Source organism: Tissierellales bacterium, assembly GCA_035301805.1.
Classification (GTDB): Bacteria; Bacillota; Clostridia; order Tissierellales; family DATGTQ01; genus DATGTQ01.
This window is the reverse complement of record DATGTQ010000188.1, coordinates 41,706-58,906: the sequence shown is the minus strand read 5'-3', so window position 1 is coordinate 58,906 and position 17,201 is coordinate 41,706. Positions and strand designations below refer to the sequence as shown.

Sequence of the window (17,201 nt, the reverse complement as noted above, 5' to 3'; positions counted from 1 at the left end):
TTTTTATGAGGAGGTTTTACCATGCTTCAAGATATTTTTAAGGATTTTGATGAGAATTTATTAATCATCATATTTTTAGTAATATTGTTAATGGGAGATGGGGGATTTGGCTCAATTGGCAAGGGTTCCGATGATGTTTTAATGCTTATATTCTTAGTACTATTACTTACAGGTGGCATATTTTAAAAAAACATGGTAGTTTTTCTACTGTGTTTTTTTCTTTATATAGGAAGAAAGTCGGATGTTTATATTAATAAAACTGATTTGGACATGCCTATTTGATATATTATATAATATTTTAGAATACATATCAGGAGGGAAAGGTTATGGTATAGCATAGTAATGTTTTTTATAGCAGTGATAGGAATCTTAATTTGCACTATTGTAAATATTAGAAATACAAATTTTTTAACATCTAAAGGAGATGTAATAGAATGGATGATTTAATTACAATTTTAAATTTCGACCATGTATATGAGACTCAAGATTTTTTTCATAAGGCTGATTATGAATGGATCAATCTTTCAGATGTTTGAAACACAAATAGATACTGCGAATTAGGGTCGTTAAAAACTATCCACGAAAGATTAAAGAGAAGAAAGAATAAGGGCATAACCTTTATAGGTAGTGGAAACTACCATTATGTAACCTACTTATTAATGTCAGAGATTAAAATACCTTTTACCCTAATACTATTTGATCACCATACAGATATGATAAAGCCTATTCATGAATCAATTTTATCCTGTGGTTCATGGGTTTTAGAAGCTATTGATAGTATTTCTATGCTTAAAAAAGTAATTATTATTGGCGTAAGAAAAGACTTGACAGAAGCTATACCTTCATGTTTAAACATGAAGGTATCAACTGTTCTAAAAGATGAAATTTTACAAGGTAATGTATTAGAGAATGAAAAAATTAAAAAGGATATAATCTCTAAAATACCGACGTCTAATGTCTATATTAGTATAGACAAAGATGTATTATGTAATTCTGATGTTTTAGTAAACTGGGATCAAGGAAGTATGAGGCTTAGGCAGTTAATGGATATAGTCCAGCACATTAATAAATATAAAAATATTTATGGTGTAGATGTTTGTGGGGAATATACTTTTAATCCAGCAGAAGCCTTTTTACTAAAAAGCTTAAAGGCAAAAGAAATGAATAATAAAGCTAATAGTATGATTTTAAAAGAATTAATTAAAAATAATCAATAGAATTTTAATAATATATTAGATTTTTAATAAGTGGTTTTAATGAAGAAATTTGTGAAAAGTATAGTGCATAGTTAAAATAAAATCCCGAATAGCAGGATTTTATTTTGTTAATTTTGTATTTATTTCTACCTTCGAGGAATAATAAAACTAAGAATTTTTATTATGAAAATGAGGTGAAACGTTTTAAATGAAGAAACTTAAATTACTATCTATTATTTTAATTTGCCTACTATTTACTGCCTGTGGCCCTAAAAAGCCGGTTAAACCTAAAGTAGAGAAAGAGGAGGCTGAAATAAATGATGAACTAACAGAATTAGATGAAAAATCTTTAGAGCCAGATATAAATTTTATAGAAATAAAAGAAGATATAAAAATGACAGATAATATCCAAAAGAAAAAGAATATAGACTACTTATTAAATCCTCCCTACACTGATAACGATGATATAAACTCTAAACTATCAAATTTAGCTTTAACAAAGGATTTTAATGAACAAGAAAATTATAGATTTAATATAGATATAAAATATGATAAATATTTAATGCCAGAAGAATATTTTTTAATTACTAAAGAAAAAGCAAATATTTATGAAAATCCCTCCTTCCAATCAAAGGTACTAGGGGAGGCCAGTTATTTTGAAAAGATTAAAGCATTGAATGAGGTTAAAGGAGATGCTATTGGGGCTACTAATTCTAATAGGTGGATTAACTTAGCTTGGACTGATGACAATGGAACCAGTCATAGTGGATATATGCCAGAAAGTGAAGGAGCTTTAAGAAGGTTTAGATTTGACCATATGTATAATTCGATTTTACACCTTGAAGAGGTTTTAAGTAATAATGAATTTGCATATATTTCAAACTACAAAGATGTAAACGGTTCACCACCTTTAATTAATAATAAAGCTTTAGATCAATATGGTATGCAAGCTTATCAAAGTGCACCAGCTTATGGGGATTTAAATGATCTATCTAATTTTAGATATTTTCCAGATGGAATGATAGTTTTAATACTGGAGAATGCAAAGGATTATTATAAGGTAAAGGCTTTAGATTATGAAGGAGAATATTGGATACCTAAAAATTATATTTCACTTGATAATAATTTAGATAGTTTAAATAAAACAGTAGTAGTAGATGTTACCAATCAGAATCAAGGAGTTTTTGAAAAAAGAAATGGAAAATGGACCATGATATCTTATGGTTTAGCTACTACAGGAGCTAGAGGAGAACGGGCTTATGAAACCCCTGAAGGAAAATTTAAAGTGCAAGAGAAAAAAGAGAGATTTTATTATTCGGATAATAAGGGAAAAGAATTAGCAGGTTATGCCCCATATGCTGTAAGGTTTGCACAGGGAGCCTATATTCATGGAGTTCCAATAGACTATGTTATTAAAAATGGAGAAAAGGTAGATCCAGGAATGAAAGAGTATTTATTCACAATAGGCACAATGCCAAGATCTCATAAATGTGTAAGAAATTACACCAGTAGTGCTAAATTTATCTATGAATGGGCAGATCCTAATGATACAGCTATTATTGTAATAAAATAATTATAAAAAGGTATGTTATACTAAAGGTCCATATGTATAGAATAAATTAAAATGTTTGAATAGCTTAGAATGCCATAATTACGTTATGTTGTTCCATGCACTATTCGTACAATTTTTAAAAAATACTGAATTAGTATAGCATAATTTATATATGTGTGATACAATATACTCATAAAAGTCATAAAGGGGGTTTAATTAATGAAATATGAGTATATTAAGTGGTTTAACCATATCGATAAAAATGATATACTAATAGTAGGAGGAAAAGGAGCAAATTTAGGAGAACTGACACAAAATGGTGTAGATGTACCACCTGGATTTTGTATAACCGCTGATGCTTATACAAGATTTATTAAACTGGCAAACTTAGAAGATAATATAAAGGAAAAAATAGATAATTTAGATGTGGAAGATTCAGCTGAATTACACAAAATAAGTGCTGATGTTAGAAAAATGATAAAAGAAGTAGAAATTCCAGAAGAATTAAGAGAAGAAATAATATCAGCCTATAAAGAATTTAGCGAAAAAATAAAAATAGAAGAACCTTTTGTAGCCATAAGAAGTTCAGCAACGGCTGAAGATTTGCCAGAAGCGTCTTTTGCTGGACAACAAGATACTTATTTACATATAAGTGGTGCAGATGCAGTGTTGGAACATGCTAAAAAATGCTGGGCATCTTTATGGACTGCAAGGGCTGTATATTATAGAGAAACTCAAGGTTTTGATCATTTTGATGTAGCCTTAAGTGTAGTAGTACAAAAGATGATAAATAGTGAAAAATCAGGAGTGATGTTTACAGCTAATCCAGTTAACTGTAATATAGATGAGTTAATGATTAATGCAAGTTGGGGATTAGGGGAGGCAATAGTAGGCGGAAATGTTACTCCAGATGAATATATTGTAAGTAAAGAGAATAAGGAAATAATAGAAAAACATATAGCAGAAAAAACTGTTATGATAGTTAAAAAACAAAATAGTATAGGAACAATTGAAGGTAATGTAGGAGATATAATAGGTCCAGAAAAGATAAATGAACAATGTTTAACAGATGATGAAATAGTTAAATTAAGTGATTACGGTATAAAAATAGAGAACATGTATAAGAAATCTCAAGATATTGAATGGGCTTTCGATGAAGATACAAAAAATCTATATATACTTCAATCAAGACCAATTACTACTTTGAAAGAAGTAAAGGGGGAAGAAGAGAGTATGGTAGATAAAGAAGAATTAAAAATGTTAGTTAGAGGATTGCCAGCATCTCCCGGATTAGCTAGTGGGGAAGTAAGAAGAATAGATGATATTTCAGAAATCGAAAAAGTCCAAGAAGGAGATATATTGGTTACAGTAATGACTAACCCAGATATGGTTCCTGCTATGAAGAGGGCTAGTGCTGTTGTAACAGATGAAGGGGGAAGAACTTGTCATGCTGCTATAGTTTCTAGGGAATTAGGAATACCATGTATAGTTGGTGCTAAGACTGCAACGGAAGTATTAAAAGAGTGTATGATAATAACAGTAGACGCTACTAGGGGAGTAGTTTATGAAGGGAAAGTTTTACAAGAGGAAAAGAAGGAAAAAGAAGAAACAAAGGTTTCTCAAGGTACCGTAATATCAGAAGAGATAATTCATCAATTAGCACCAGTAACAGCAACAAAAATATATATGAATCTTGGAGAACCAACAATTATTGATAGGTATAAGCATTTACCTTTTGATGGTATAGGATTAATGAGGACAGAATTTATTTTTTCAAACATGGTTGGAGCTCATCCAATGTATCTAGTTAAAACTGGGCAAGGACAGCTACTAATAGATAAAATGGCAGAAGGAATTACAATGGTAGCTCAAGAAATATATCCAAAGCCTATAGTAGTTAGATTAAGTGATTTCAGAACAAATGAATTTAGAGGACTCAAAGGCGGGGAAGAAGTAGAACCAATAGAAAATAATCCAATGATAGGCTGGAGAGGTGTTTCAAGATATATCTCACCAGAATATGAAGAAGGATTTAGATTAGAATGTAGAGCAATGAAAAAAGTAAGAGATGAATATGGACTTACAAACGTATGGGCAATGTTGCCTTTTGTGAGAACTACTTGGGAACTAGAAAAAGTAAAAGAAATAATGGCTGAAGAAGGCTTAGAACAAGGGAATGATTTTAAGATATGGATAATGGCAGAGGTACCATCAGTAGTATTCCAAGCTGAAGAATTTGCTCAACTAGTTGATGGATTTAGTATTGGAAGTAATGATTTAACTCAACTTGTAATGGGAGCAGATAGAGATTCAGGTATATTAAACACTATGGGATACTTTGACGAAAGAAACGAGGCAGTAAAAAGGGCAATATCTATACTTATAAAAGCAGCCCATAAATATGGTAAAACTATTTCTATCTGTGGTCAGGGACCATCACAATATCCAGAATTTGCTGAGTTCCTAGTTGAAGAAGGAATAGACAGTATGAGTGTAAACCCTGATACTGTTGCCAATACAAGAAGAGCCGTCGCAGCAGTAGAACAAAGAATGATCTTGAAAAAGATTAGAGATTTTAAATAAATTAGATATTTTATATAAAATTAATATATAGATATAGATCCCAAATAAAAACCTTATGTTTCAGAACATAAGGTTTTTTCATGTATTAATATTTAAATTTGTAAAATACTAAGATGTAGAAAATAATTATGGAGGGATGCTATGACTAGGAAAATGAAAACTATGGATGGAAATGAAGCAGCAGCTTATATATCTTATGCTTTTACTGAAGTTGCAGCTATATATCCAATTACTCCATCATCTACAATGGCAGAATTAGTGGATGTATGGTCTAATCAAGGGAGAAAAAATATTTTTGGACAAAAAGTAAGAGTGGAAGAAATGCAATCAGAAGCAGGGGCAGCAGGAACCGTCCATGGTTCTTTGCAAGGAGGAGCATTAACTACTACTTATACCGCTTCTCAAGGTCTACTTCTTATGATACCAAATATGTATAAAATGGCAGGAGAACTTTTGCCAGCAGTATTTCATGTTTCTGCTAGGGCATTAGCAACTCACGCCTTAAGTATTTTCGGAGATCATCAAGATGTTATGGCCACAAGGCAAACTGGTTTTGCATTACTTTGTTCAGGTAGTGTTCAAGAGACTATGGATTTAGCAGGAGTTGCTCATTTGTCCGCTATTAAAGGGAAGGTACCTTTTTTACATTTTTTCGATGGATTTAGAACTAGTCACGAAATACAAAAAATAGAAGTAATTGAATATGAAGAATTAGAAAAGTTATTAGATAAAGAGAAAGTAGATGAATTTAGAAATAGATCCTTAAATCCAGAAAGACCAGTGGTTAGAGGTACAGCCCAAAATCCAGACATTTATTTTCAAGGAATGGAAGTATCAAATCCCCACTATGAGGAGATTCCAAATATAGTAGAAAATTATATGAACGAAATAAATAAAATTACAGGAAGTGACTATAAGCCTTTCAATTATTATGGTCATGAAAATGCGGAAAATATTATTGTAGCTATGGGTTCAGTATGTCAAACTATCGAGGAAGTTATAGACTATCTGAATAATAAGGGAGAAAAAGTAGGATTAATAAAGGTTCGATTATATCGACCTTTTTCTAAGAAACATTTCCTTGATGTACTTCCTAGTACAGTTAAGAAAGTAGCTGTATTAGATAGAACTAAAGAGTCTGGTTCTTTAGGTGAACCTTTGTATTTAGATGTAAGAAATTTATTTTATGATACGGATATTAAGCCATTAATTGTAGGAGGAAGATATGGATTAGGTTCAAAGGATACTACTCCAGAACAAATAATAGCAGTATATGAAAATTTAAATAAATCTGAACCTAAGAATAATTTTACTATAGGTATTGTTGATGATATTACTAATAACTCTTTAGATACGAAAGAATCTATTGATACTTCACCTAAAGGGACTATTAGATGTAAATTTTGGGGATTAGGTTCTGATGGGACGGTAGGAGCAAATAAAATGGCAATAAAAATAATAGGGGATAATACACCATTATATGCTCAAGGTTATTTTTCCTATGACAGTAAAAAATCAGGTGGAACTACAGTTTCTCATCTGAGGTTTGGAGAAAGCCCTATAAAATCGACTTATTTAGTTTATGAATCAGACTATATTTCCTGTCACAATAAATCCTATATATATCATTATGATATTTTAAAAGGATTAAAAAAGGGTGGTACTTTTGTTTTAAACTCTCCTTGGAAAGAAGAAGAATTAGAAGAAAAACTACCTAATAAGCTAAAGAAGTATATAAAAGATAACAATATAGACTTTTATATAATAGATGCAGAGGACATTGCTCAGGAAATAGGGTTAGGTACTAGGATAAATATGATAATGCAGGCTGCATTTTTTAAGCTAGCTAAAGTAATACCTTTAGATGATGCAGTAAAGTATTTAAAAGAGTTTATAAACAAAACCTATGGTAAAAAGGGTTCAAAGGTTGTAGACATGAATTATAAAGCGGTAGATGAGGGAATAAATGCATTAGTAAAAGTTAATGTCCCTGATACTTGGGGAGATTTAGAAGAAGAAAAGGAAGAAATAAAGGATGAACCAAAATTTGTAAAGAAAATTCAACGACCAATGGCCAAACTAGAAGGAGATCAGCTTCCAACTAGTGCCTTTCAAAGTATGGAAGATGGAACATTTCCCATGGGAACTACAGCCTATGAGAAAAGAGGAATTGCTGTTATGGTTCCTCAATGGCAAACAGATAAATGTATTCAATGTAATCAATGTTCCTACATTTGTCCTCATGCAGTTATTAGGCCATTCTTACTAGATGAAGAGGAAAAAAGAAATGCTCCAGAAACCTTTGAGACTAAGAAAGCTGTGGGAAAAGGGCTAGAAGGTTTAGAATATAGGATACAGGTAAGCCCTCTTGATTGTACAGGATGTGGAAACTGTGCTGATATTTGTCCAGCACCTGGAAAGGCTTTAGTAATGGTTAAGGCTGAAAAAGAAATAGAAAGACAAGAAGAAAATTGGGAGTATGCTGCAAATAATATTATCTACAAAGATAATTTAATGAAAAAGACAATGTTAAAGGGAAGCCAATTTTCAAAGCCTTTACTTGAATTTCATGGAGCCTGTGCAGGATGTGGAGAAACTGCCTATTTAAAACTAGTTACTCAACTATATGGGGATAGGGCCATTATTGCCAACGCTACAGGCTGTTCTTCAATATGGGGAGCTAGTGCTCCAAGTATTCCATATACTACTACCCATGGTGGAAAAGGACCAGCTTGGGCAAATTCATTATTTGAGGATAATGCAGAATTTGGATTTGGAATTTATTTAGCAACAAAACAAATAAGGCAAAAGCTAAAGGAATTAATGGAGGAAGGAATAGAATCTAATATTAGTGAAGAATGTAGTCAAATATTTAAAGAGTGGATAGAATCAATAGATGATGGAGAAAAATCTAAAGAAGTATCTGAAAGACTAGTTAATATATTAAGTAAAGATGAGTATAAAGATAACTTTATAGTAAAAGAAATTCTTAAAAGAAAGGATTTCTTAGTTAAGAAGAGTCAATGGATAGTAGGTGGAGATGGCTGGGCTTACGATATAGGATATGGAGGATTAGATCATGTACTTTCTAAAAATGAAGATGTAAATATTTTAGTTTTTGATACGGAAGTATACTCTAATACTGGGGGTCAGGCATCAAAGGCGACTCCTACAGCCTCGGCAGCTAAATTTGCTTCGGCAGGGAAAAGAACTAAAAAGAAAGATTTAGGTAGAATGGCTATGACTTATGGATATGTTTATGTAGCCCAAGTATCTTTAGGTGCAAATATGAACCATACAATAAAAACTATTGTAGAAGCAGAAAATTATAATGGGCCTTCTTTAATAATAGCTTATGCACCTTGTGTAAGTCATGGTATAAAAGTGGGAATGGGTAAAACTGTTAAACAGGAAAAGAAAGCTGTAGAATCTGGATATTGGCATCTATATAGATATGACCCAAAATTAAAAGAAGAGGGAAAAAATCCTTTTGTACTAGATTCTAAAGAACCAAAAGAATCTCTGAAAGAATTTTTATTAGGAGAAGTAAGGTATTCCCAGTTGCAACGTACATTCCCAGAGTTAGCAGAAGAATTGTATGAGAAGGCAGAAAAGGATGCCAAAGAAAGATATGAAATCTATAAAAATATGGCAGAAATAAAATGAGAGTAGAGAAATCTACTCCCATTTTACTATTTATTTTCTATTTTCGTCTACCCATTCTTTAGCATCTCTTACCCCAGATAAAGTTGGTATAGGAACTTTTGCAATAGGAGTTAGACCTTTTATATTATAATATGCTGCAGTATTTTGATTTTCTATAGGGATAGAGACTTTCTTTTCCTTAAATCTATTGTCTTTATTTTTTCCCAAGCTATCCCTCCTAATGATTTAAAATAAACTACATCTTTCATAGTATTTACATATGTAATGAAACTTATAATAAATTCATAAAGGGTAAATATAGGTTTTGTACTTATAAAAGTATGATAAACTAAAGTAGATTAGAAATGTAATTATATTCATGGAGGAGATGAAGATTATGTACAATAAAGATTTAGAAAAAGAAATAGAATTTATAATTGAACTAGATAAAATGAAAAGTATCTTCAGGCAAACTAGTCTTGTAGACAAATCAAGAAGAGAAAATGATGCAGAACATTCTTGGCATATAGCTGTAATGACTATGCTCCTTTCTAAATATGCAAATGAAGATATAAATGAATGTAAAGTGATAAAAATGCTTTTAGTCCATGATTTAGTAGAAATATATGCAGGCGACACTTTTTGTTATGATGAAATAGGAAATTTAGACAAAAAGGAAAGAGAAAAAGTTGCAGCAGATAAATTATTTAGTATGCTTCCAGAAAAAGAAGGTAAGGAAATAAGTGAATTATGGGAAGAATTTGAGGAAATGGAAACAAAGGATGCATTATTTGCAGCTTCTATGGATAGATTGCAACCTATGCTACAAAATTATTATTCAGGTGGAGGAACCTGGAGGAAGTTTAATATTTCTAAGGGACAAGTATATGAAAGAATTTCCCCAATAAAGAAAAGTTCAAAGGAGCTTTGGGAGTACGTAGAAAATATGTTGGATGATGCTTTAGAAAAGGGATTTATGTCTGGAGAAGAGAAGTAAAAAATTATGATGCTAAAATTACTATTGATTACGAAGAAGATTGGCCTTATGAAACTAGAGACGAAATAGTTATGGCCTATAAAGACCTTGATATAGCCACCTTACTGAAAGCATAGTAGATAATTCAAAGTGATACTTTAAATATTATTTAATTAAAAGTGAATTATCGTGATGTTATTGTTTAGTATGATGGAGTTTAATGGTAGAAAATTTAGAAAAAGAAGGTTATTTAACCCTCTTTTCTAAATAGTTCTTTTATTAAAATGCTGGTATTAATGTTCCTTCATAATTATCTTCAATAAACTTTTTAACTTTATCACTTTGAATATGCTTCATAAGTATCTTAAATTTTTCTTCATTTTCTTCCCCTTTTCTAATGGCTATAATATTAGCGAAAGGGGAATCTTTTTCTTCTAAAATAAGGGCATCTTCTGTGGGAACTAAATCCGCCTCTAAAGCATAATTTCCATTTATAATTGCTCCATCTAGGTCATTTAAAACTCTAGGAAGTTGTGCAGCTTCTAAAGCTTCAATCTCTAAATTTTTTGGGTTTTCAACTATATCATTTTCTGTAGCAAGTAAACCTGCTTTATCATCTAATTTAATTAAGCCATTTTGTTCAAGAAGAAGTAATGCTCTACCACCATTAGTAGCATCGTTAGGAATAGCTATAGTGCTACCATCTTTTAAATCATTTATATTATCATGCTTAGTTGAAAATAATCCCATAGGTTCTATATGGACAGCTCCCAAGGAGACAATATCCAAATCCTCTTTTTCTCTAAAATCATTCATATAAGGCTCATGTTGAAAGAAGTTTGCATCTATATCTTTGTCGTCTAAAGCTTTATTAGGTATAATATAATCAGTAAATTCAACAATCTCAACTTCAACTCCATCTTTCTCCAAATCATCTTTAATAAATTCAATAATTTCACTATGAGGAACTGGAGATACTCCTATTTTAATTTTATTACTATTTTCTTCTTTTCCACAGCCAGTAAATAATGTAAAAGTTAGTATTAATGTTAAAAAAATTAATGATATTTTTTTCAATTTAAATCCTCCTTATTTTTTGTCAATAGATTTTGCTAATTTGTTTCCCAATAATTGAATAACTTGAACTAGCAATATAATTATTCCAACAGATACAAACATAATATCTTTTTCAAACCTATATAAACCATAACGAATTGCTAAGTTTCCCAGTCCTCCACCTCCTATAGCCCCTGCCATAGCAGAGAATCCAATTAAATTTATAATAGTTAGAGTTATACCCATTACCAGTGAAGGCATTGCTTCAGGTATAAGCACTTTAAATATTATTTGAGGTACAGTAGCTCCCATAGAAAGACTTGCTTCTACTATTCCTTGATCTACTTCTTTTAATGCACTTTCTATAATTCTTGCAACGAAAGGTGCAGCAGCAATAGATAGTGGCACTATTGTAGCAGTAGTTCCTGTAGTTTTGTGTACAATTAATTTTGATAATGGAAAAACTAAAATCATTAAAATAATAAAAGGAATAGATCGAAGAATATTAATTATTCCATTAAGAATTTGATTTAAAATAGGTTTTTCCCATAAACTATTTTTTTCTGTTATTACTAAAAGGGTTCCAAGAGGAAAACCTAATAATAAAGAAAATATTGTAGATGAAAATACCATATATAAAGTTTCCAATAAGGATGGAATGACTAATTCAATCACTTTATCACCTCTGTATTAACTCCTTGATTTTTAAGCCAATTTATTGATTTATCTATTTCGGACTTATTTCCTTTTAATTGGATAATTAAATAGCCTACACTTGTAGTAGTTAATTCATTTATATTCCCAGCAAGAATATTTACATCCAAATTAAAACTTTTTATCATATTTGAAACGACAGGTTTCTTTGCACTTTTTCCTGTAAAACTTAATCTAAGTAGTTTTCCATTACCATCATTAGGTAGTATTATTTCTTCATTTGAAACTATTTTTAAATTATCTATAAAAGACTTTGCGGTTTTAGTTTGAGGATTTTTAAATAATTCTTCTACTGTATTTACCTCAATTATTTTTCCATCCTCCATAATTGCAACCCTATCACAAATATCTTTCACCACTTCCATTTCATGAGTTATTAGTACAATAGTTACGCCAAACTCATCTCGTATCTTTTTTAAAAGATGAAGAATAGAATTTGTAGTCTGTGGATCTAAAGCTGATGTTCCTTCGTCACTAAGAAGAATCTTTGGTTCATTGACTAAAGCTCTAGCAATAGCAACTCTTTGTTTTTGACCACCACTTAATTGTGAAGGATATACATCTTTTTTATCCATTAACCCAACGTATTCTAATAGAGTATTTACTTTATTTGATATTTGGTTTCTATCAATTCCTTCTAATTCTAAAGGGAAACCTACATTTTGAAAAACTGTTTTAGACGATAGTAGGTTGAAATGTTGAAAAATCATACTAGTATCTTTTCGCAAAGCTCTTAATTCATCTTTGTTTAAACTAGTAACCTCTAAATTATCTATATATATTTTTCCTTCTGTTGGTTCCTCCAGTCTATTTAAACATCGAATCAATGTAGATTTTCCAGCACCACTTAAACCAATTATTCCAAAGATTTCTCCTCTTTTTATATGAAGATTTACTTTATTTAAGGCATAAAGACTCTTGTCATTATTATTAAATTCTTTTGATAAATCTTTTATATTAATCATTACATCACTCCTCTATAGTGATAATTAACTAAATTAAGATATAAATAAAAAACCTCTTTCTTAAGAAAGAGGTTTATCTCCTTCTCATCTCTCGGTATTATACACCGCTGGAATTAGCACCTTGTACTATATGAGCACAGGTTGCTGGGTTTCATAGGGCCAGTCCCTCAACCACTCTGGATAAGATTTATATTCGATTTTTTAATATTGTAGTACATTATAATATGAAATTAGTTACTTGTCAAATTTATTTTTAAATTCTTTTAATATTAAATAGGGATTAGGCATTTTCTCCATACATAATAATTATGAACTCAAAACCATTTTTATCATTAGTCCAAAACATATGAGGAATATTAGGGGAGATATGGTAGGCATCTCCTTTTTCTAAGGTATATTCTTTATCTCCTATTTTGGCAGTTCCTGTACCTTCTATAGCAATTATTAATGTTGGGAAAGGATTTGTTTGTTGAGACTCTTCTTCATTAATAATCATCCCTTCTTCAATTCGATACCAACCTGTTCTAAGACCCTCGTCATAAACAATTGGGATAGCATAGCCGCCATGGATAATTCGAGCATATTCGTTTTTTAATTTTATTTTTTCAGGTTGGCCTATGGTAAAGTATTTAAATACAAAAGCATAAGGATTTATATCTTGCGGGAAGTCTTCTAAATTTTTTATATCTAAAGGTGTAGGATCATCCCAACGGGCTCTACCCATGGCGGTCATAATCGCCATTTTTCCATTATATATTTTTTTAAGGGTTTCACTGTCTGTGGTAAAATAAAGCTTATCTTTTGGTGGTTCCTCTTTTATTACTTCAAACTCACCATCTTTTTGAATAAATATGTAATACCAATTGTTGTCTACCTTAAAACCAAAACTAAAATCACTTGGCTCTTTTGTTTTTTTAACATAGGACTTAGTGAATCCTTCTAATATAACCTTAACACCATTATTCATTTTCTATCCTCCTTATATTTTTAGCTTTTAAATTTTTAATCCTGAAATATAGTTGTCAAAACTTTCTCTTAACTTTAGTTTATCATAAGAACATAAAAAGGAGCACATTAGCTAATAATAGCCTATGTGCTCCAGTAAGTTAGTTTGGGATAGTTCTATCTTTAAATTTTAGGCAGGTCTAATATTTTTAGGTTTCGTCAATTTTGGCTGCTAAAATAAAATCATTTTCATGAAGACCATCAATTTTATGTGTCCAAAGCTGAATTACTACTTTCCCCCAAGAGAGATGAATATCTGGATGGTGACCTTCTTTTTCTGCTAACTCTCCAACTTTATTAGTAAAATCTAAAGCTTCCACAAAATTTTTAAACTTATAGGTTTTTTCTATTTTCTTAGAATCTATTACCTTCCATCCTTCCTTTAATGATTTTAAATATTTATTTATTTCTTCGTCGTTTAAGGTAGGAGCACCAATACTACAGGGAATACATTGTTTGGATAGTAAATCGCTCATAATTACACCACCTTTTCAGTTTATTCTATATTAATCAATATACCCTTATCTATTCTCTAGTATCATATATATTGATAATTAGACATCTAATATTAATAAATGATAAAATATTATTAAGAATTATGTAAATAAAAAAGATTAGACTATAGATATGAAGTGATAAAATGAATTTTCCTAAATCTATTAAACTAGTAAACTTATCAACTAAAATAGAAAAATTAAATAGGTTAAGTAATGAGTTAGGAAAAAGTATTTATATTAAAAGAGATGATCAAACTGGAATTGAAATTTCAGGGAACAAAGTAAAGAAATTAGAGTTTGCTGTTCAAGAAGCTATAGATAAAAAATAATGATTATAAAATATGTAAACGGGAGGAAGGATATATTATAAAGATATAATATGTTCCTTCCTTAATTTTTATGAAAACTTAAGGAAAAGTTATTACTAGCATTCAGTTTATTGTCTGTAAGCAATGAAATTAACCTTATAGAAGGGTAATTTTACTACTGATATCGACTTTCTAAAAGATTATATATTTCTTCAGGAGTTTGACCTTTAGCTTCAATAATGGGAGCTGATGGATTATTATAATCGGCTCCATTAGTACTAAGAACATCTAACCCCGACACGATAATAGCTTTGTATTCTGGCGATGTAATTTCGTTTAAATTTGCGTTTTTATTTAAAGTATAAACATTATAGCCAGAGTCTTTTAAAAATTCAATATGGGGTGTTAATATATTTTCTACAACTATTTTTTTGCTCATTTTTTAACCTCCCAAATTTATTATTTACAATTTTCGTGGAATTATTTAAACGTTTTTTTCCATGAATAAATCTATCGTTAGAAGACAAAATATTAGAGAATAAAAAATAAAAGAAAGGAGCATTTTATGGTATTAAAAAATACTGTGAATTTAGGTAATGTAAATCAACAAGAGCTTCAAAGTTTAAGAGAGATAATTGCAAGTCATCAGACCATGGCAAATAAATTAGATTATTATTCAAATCAATGTCAAGATCCACAACTTAAACAAATGTTTAAGCAATCCAGCCAAGATGCTCAAACTACAGCTACAAATTTATTAAATTCATTATAAAGGAGGAAATATAATGCAAGAGAAAGATATAGTAGATGATATTTTATCAGGGACTAAGGCAAGTTTAAATAGTTATGCAAAAGCTATTTCTGAATGTGCCAATCAACAACTTAGAAATACTTTTACTCAACTTAGAAATGCTGATGAACAATTTCAATACCAACTATTCCAAATAGCAGAACAAAAAGGCTATTATACGCCTGCACCAACAGCAAACCAAAAAGATATACAAGAAATTAAAACCGGATTATCAGGAGGAACTGATTCATTACAATAATAGAATAATATAAACATAGAGTTAAAAAAGAATATTTTCAACCAACAATAAGAACGAAGAGTTTCCTTTAGCTACAAAAAGGAAGCTCTTCGTTTTCTTGTCCCGAGAGCAGGATGGTCCCTGTTGACTTTTGAGGAAAAGTATGATATTTTAAGTTAAAATATAAAGCCTTTAAATTGATCCTGTGAGGTCAAAAAGGGAAGCGTAGAATATACTATACTTATGCCTTCCTTTGTGGAGGGCATTTTTAATGTAATTCTTTTCTTTTAAACGAGTCCTGAGAGGCTAAAAAGGGGGAGTATTATGTCAAAGGTTAAGCATTTAATAGATCCACAAGATATTTCTTTAGATGAGATAAATGAATTAATACAATTAGGAGAAGAGATTTCTAATAATCCAGAAAGGTATAATAATGTATGCAATGGTAAAATACTTGGAACTCTTTTCTATGAACCTAGTACTAGAACAAGACTAAGTTTTGAATCAGCAATGATTAGATTGGGAGGTCAAGTCATTGGATTTTCAGAAATTGGTTCCAGCTCAATTATGAAAGGTGAAAGCATACCAGATACTGTTAGAACTATAGGCTCTTATGTAGATATTATTGCTATGAGACATCCTAAAGAAGGAGCTCCTAAATACGCATCTTATTTTTCACCAGTTCCGTTAATAAATGCAGGTGATGGCGGACATCAACATCCTACCCAAACACTAACTGACCTTATAACTATTCATAAAGTGAAAGGTGGTTTTTCTAATTTAACTATTGGATTTTGTGGAGATTTAAAGTTTGGTAGAACAGTACATTCATTAATTAAAGCTATGTCAAGATATACAAACATTTCTTTTATATTAATATCCCCTAATGAACTAAAAGTACCTAATTATATAAAAACTGAAATATTAGACAAGAACAATTTAAAATATATAGAAGTTGAAAAACTAGAAGATTTAATACAAGAGTTAGATATTCTATATATGACTAGAGTACAGAAAGAAAGATTTTTTAATGAGGCAGACTATATTAGGCTTAAAGATAGTTATATTTTAGATAAAAGTAAAATGGAATTAGCTAAAAAAGACTTAATTGTATTACATCCTTTACCAAGAGTTAATGAAATAAGTTATGAAGTAGATAAGGATCCTAGAGCTTGCTATTTTATGCAAGTGAAATATGGTATGTATGCCAGAATGGCTCTTATTTCAAAACTTTTGGAGGTGATGTAATGTTATACATTGATAGTATTAGAAAAGGTATAGTTATAGATCATATAAAAGTAGGATGTGGATTTAAAATATTTAAATATCTAAAATTAGATAAAGCAGATTTTACAGTTGCCTTAATTATGAATGCACCAAGTAAAAAATATGGCAGAAAAGATATGATAAAAATTGAAAATACTATAAATATTGATTTAAGAATGTTAGGATTTATTGATCCTAATATTACAGTAAATATAATAGAGAATGAGAAAATTACAGAAAAAATAAATTTATCTCTTCCTACAAGAGTCGAAAATATTATAAAGTGTAAAAATCCGAGATGTATTACATCATCAGAAAGGTATATTATGCACAGATTTATTTTAATTGATGAGGAAAAAGGAATTTATAAATGTGAATATTGTGACCATATTTATTCTTGGGAGGGATAG

General features: G+C 30.3%; 18 protein-coding genes and 1 riboswitch. Of the genes, 11 read left to right on the top strand and 7 right to left on the bottom strand.

Features of this window, described 5'->3' with window-relative positions; genetic code table 11:
- Window positions 1-21 precede the first annotated feature (21 nt).
- From VK071_09705 to nifJ, 5 genes are all read left to right on the top strand, one after another.
- On the top strand, window positions 22-186 hold the full coding sequence (locus VK071_09705; protein HLR35580.1) for a hypothetical protein: 165 nt from the start codon (window positions 22-24) through the stop codon (window positions 184-186).
- Between the two features lie 389 nt (window positions 187-575).
- Window positions 576-1,217: an arginase family protein gene (locus VK071_09700; GenBank protein HLR35579.1), complete on the top strand. Its 642-nt coding sequence runs from the start codon at window positions 576-578 to the stop codon at window positions 1,215-1,217.
- Window positions 1,218-1,404: 187 nt separating this feature from the next.
- Window positions 1,405-2,769 carry a L,D-transpeptidase gene (locus VK071_09695; GenBank protein ID HLR35578.1) on the top strand — a complete coding sequence of 455 codons (1,365 nt, stop codon included), beginning with the start codon at window positions 1,405-1,407 and terminating at the stop codon, window positions 2,767-2,769.
- 198 nt (window positions 2,770-2,967) lie between these two features.
- The gene (ppsA, locus tag VK071_09690; protein ID HLR35577.1) at window positions 2,968-5,331 is read left to right on the top strand and encodes a phosphoenolpyruvate synthase; all 2,364 of its coding nucleotides are present in this window, start codon (window positions 2,968-2,970) and stop codon (window positions 5,329-5,331) included.
- A 141-nt stretch (window positions 5,332-5,472) separates the two neighbouring features.
- Window positions 5,473-8,997 carry a pyruvate:ferredoxin (flavodoxin) oxidoreductase gene (gene nifJ, locus VK071_09685; protein ID HLR35576.1) on the top strand — a complete coding sequence of 1,175 codons (3,525 nt, stop codon included), beginning with the start codon at window positions 5,473-5,475 and terminating at the stop codon, window positions 8,995-8,997.
- A gap of 30 nt (window positions 8,998-9,027) precedes the next feature.
- On the opposite strand, the gene VK071_09680 is transcribed toward nifJ, so the two are convergent.
- Window positions 9,028-9,204: a DUF3787 domain-containing protein gene (locus tag VK071_09680; protein HLR35575.1), complete on the bottom strand. Its 177-nt coding sequence runs from the start codon at window positions 9,202-9,204 to the stop codon at window positions 9,028-9,030.
- Between the two features lie 169 nt (window positions 9,205-9,373).
- On the opposite strand from VK071_09680, the gene VK071_09675 reads away from it, so the two are divergent.
- Entirely contained in the window at window positions 9,374-9,973 is a 600-nt protein-coding gene (locus tag VK071_09675; GenBank protein ID HLR35574.1) for an HD domain-containing protein, read from the top strand.
- A 258-nt stretch (window positions 9,974-10,231) separates the two neighbouring features.
- Here the strand turns inward: VK071_09675 and VK071_09670 are convergent, their stop codons facing one another.
- The 5 genes from VK071_09670 to VK071_09650 all read right to left on the bottom strand — a co-directional run bounded on the left by VK071_09670 (window position 10,232) and on the right by VK071_09650 (window position 14,168).
- Complete coding sequence (locus VK071_09670; GenBank protein HLR35573.1) at window positions 10,232-11,029, bottom strand: MetQ/NlpA family ABC transporter substrate-binding protein; 798 nt, start codon at window positions 11,027-11,029, stop codon at window positions 10,232-10,234.
- A 12-nt stretch (window positions 11,030-11,041) separates the two neighbouring features.
- A complete protein-coding gene (locus VK071_09665; GenBank protein ID HLR35572.1) occupies window positions 11,042-11,641 on the bottom strand; it encodes a methionine ABC transporter permease in 600 nt (199 codons plus the stop codon).
- A gap of 38 nt (window positions 11,642-11,679) precedes the next feature.
- Window positions 11,680-12,687: an ATP-binding cassette domain-containing protein gene (locus VK071_09660; GenBank protein HLR35571.1), complete on the bottom strand. Its 1,008-nt coding sequence runs from the start codon at window positions 12,685-12,687 to the stop codon at window positions 11,680-11,682.
- An 81-nt stretch (window positions 12,688-12,768) separates the two neighbouring features.
- Window positions 12,769-12,874, bottom strand: a riboswitch (SAM riboswitch).
- A 93-nt stretch (window positions 12,875-12,967) separates the two neighbouring features.
- The gene (locus tag VK071_09655) at window positions 12,968-13,654 is read right to left on the bottom strand and encodes a cupin domain-containing protein (GenBank protein ID HLR35570.1); all 687 of its coding nucleotides are present in this window, start codon (window positions 13,652-13,654) and stop codon (window positions 12,968-12,970) included.
- Between the two features lie 187 nt (window positions 13,655-13,841).
- Window positions 13,842-14,168, bottom strand: coding sequence for a 4a-hydroxytetrahydrobiopterin dehydratase (locus VK071_09650; GenBank protein HLR35569.1), 327 nt, complete (start codon window positions 14,166-14,168; stop codon window positions 13,842-13,844).
- 164 nt (window positions 14,169-14,332) lie between these two features.
- Here VK071_09650 and VK071_09645 point away from each other — a divergent pair, with 164 nt between their 5' ends.
- Complete coding sequence (locus VK071_09645; GenBank protein ID HLR35568.1) at window positions 14,333-14,518, top strand: hypothetical protein; 186 nt, start codon at window positions 14,333-14,335, stop codon at window positions 14,516-14,518.
- A gap of 154 nt (window positions 14,519-14,672) precedes the next feature.
- Here VK071_09645 and VK071_09640 read toward each other — a convergent pair whose 3' ends face one another.
- A complete protein-coding gene (locus tag VK071_09640) occupies window positions 14,673-14,936 on the bottom strand; it encodes a YkuS family protein (protein ID HLR35567.1) in 264 nt (87 codons plus the stop codon).
- Between the two features lie 126 nt (window positions 14,937-15,062).
- Here VK071_09640 and VK071_09635 point away from each other — a divergent pair, with 126 nt between their 5' ends.
- From VK071_09635 to VK071_09620, 4 genes are all read left to right on the top strand, one after another.
- Window positions 15,063-15,269, top strand: coding sequence for a hypothetical protein (locus tag VK071_09635; GenBank protein ID HLR35566.1), 207 nt, complete (start codon window positions 15,063-15,065; stop codon window positions 15,267-15,269).
- Window positions 15,270-15,282: 13 nt separating this feature from the next.
- A complete protein-coding gene (locus tag VK071_09630; GenBank protein HLR35565.1) occupies window positions 15,283-15,546 on the top strand; it encodes a spore coat protein in 264 nt (87 codons plus the stop codon).
- 303 nt (window positions 15,547-15,849) lie between these two features.
- Window positions 15,850-16,773, top strand: a complete 924-nt coding sequence (gene pyrB, locus VK071_09625) for an aspartate carbamoyltransferase (GenBank protein HLR35564.1) — start codon at window positions 15,850-15,852, stop codon at window positions 16,771-16,773.
- Window positions 16,773-17,201 (top strand): aspartate carbamoyltransferase regulatory subunit, encoded by a 429-nt coding sequence (locus tag VK071_09620; protein HLR35563.1) that lies wholly within the window; start codon window positions 16,773-16,775, stop codon window positions 17,199-17,201. Before pyrB ends, VK071_09620 begins: the two co-directional genes overlap by 1 nt.

What these genes read in the sequence shown, in the direction of transcription:
- VK071_09650 (HLR35569.1), bottom strand. Translation starts at nt 14,168, where the DNA reads ATGAGCGATTTACTATCCAAACAATGTATTCCCTGTAGTATTGGTGCT.
- VK071_09620 (HLR35563.1), top strand. Translation starts at nt 16,773, where the DNA reads ATGTTATACATTGATAGTATTAGAAAAGGTATAGTTATAGATCATATA.
- VK071_09665 (HLR35572.1), bottom strand. Translation starts at nt 11,641, where the DNA reads ATGGTATTTTCATCTACAATATTTTCTTTATTATTAGGTTTTCCTCTT.
- VK071_09655 (HLR35570.1), bottom strand. Translation starts at nt 13,654, where the DNA reads ATGAATAATGGTGTTAAGGTTATATTAGAAGGATTCACTAAGTCCTAT.
- VK071_09660 (HLR35571.1), bottom strand. Translation starts at nt 12,687, where the DNA reads ATGATTAATATAAAAGATTTATCAAAAGAATTTAATAATAATGACAAG.
- VK071_09705 (HLR35580.1), top strand. Translation starts at nt 22, where the DNA reads ATGCTTCAAGATATTTTTAAGGATTTTGATGAGAATTTATTAATCATC.
- VK071_09640 (HLR35567.1), bottom strand. Translation starts at nt 14,936, where the DNA reads ATGAGCAAAAAAATAGTTGTAGAAAATATATTAACACCCCATATTGAA.
- VK071_09695 (HLR35578.1), top strand. Translation starts at nt 1,405, where the DNA reads ATGAAGAAACTTAAATTACTATCTATTATTTTAATTTGCCTACTATTT.
- VK071_09645 (HLR35568.1), top strand. Translation starts at nt 14,333, where the DNA reads ATGAATTTTCCTAAATCTATTAAACTAGTAAACTTATCAACTAAAATA.
- VK071_09630 (HLR35565.1), top strand. Translation starts at nt 15,283, where the DNA reads ATGCAAGAGAAAGATATAGTAGATGATATTTTATCAGGGACTAAGGCA.
- ppsA (HLR35577.1), top strand. Translation starts at nt 2,968, where the DNA reads ATGAAATATGAGTATATTAAGTGGTTTAACCATATCGATAAAAATGAT.
- nifJ (HLR35576.1), top strand. Translation starts at nt 5,473, where the DNA reads ATGACTAGGAAAATGAAAACTATGGATGGAAATGAAGCAGCAGCTTAT.
- pyrB (HLR35564.1), top strand. Translation starts at nt 15,850, where the DNA reads ATGTCAAAGGTTAAGCATTTAATAGATCCACAAGATATTTCTTTAGAT.
- VK071_09675 (HLR35574.1), top strand. Translation starts at nt 9,374, where the DNA reads ATGTACAATAAAGATTTAGAAAAAGAAATAGAATTTATAATTGAACTA.
- VK071_09635 (HLR35566.1), top strand. Translation starts at nt 15,063, where the DNA reads ATGGTATTAAAAAATACTGTGAATTTAGGTAATGTAAATCAACAAGAG.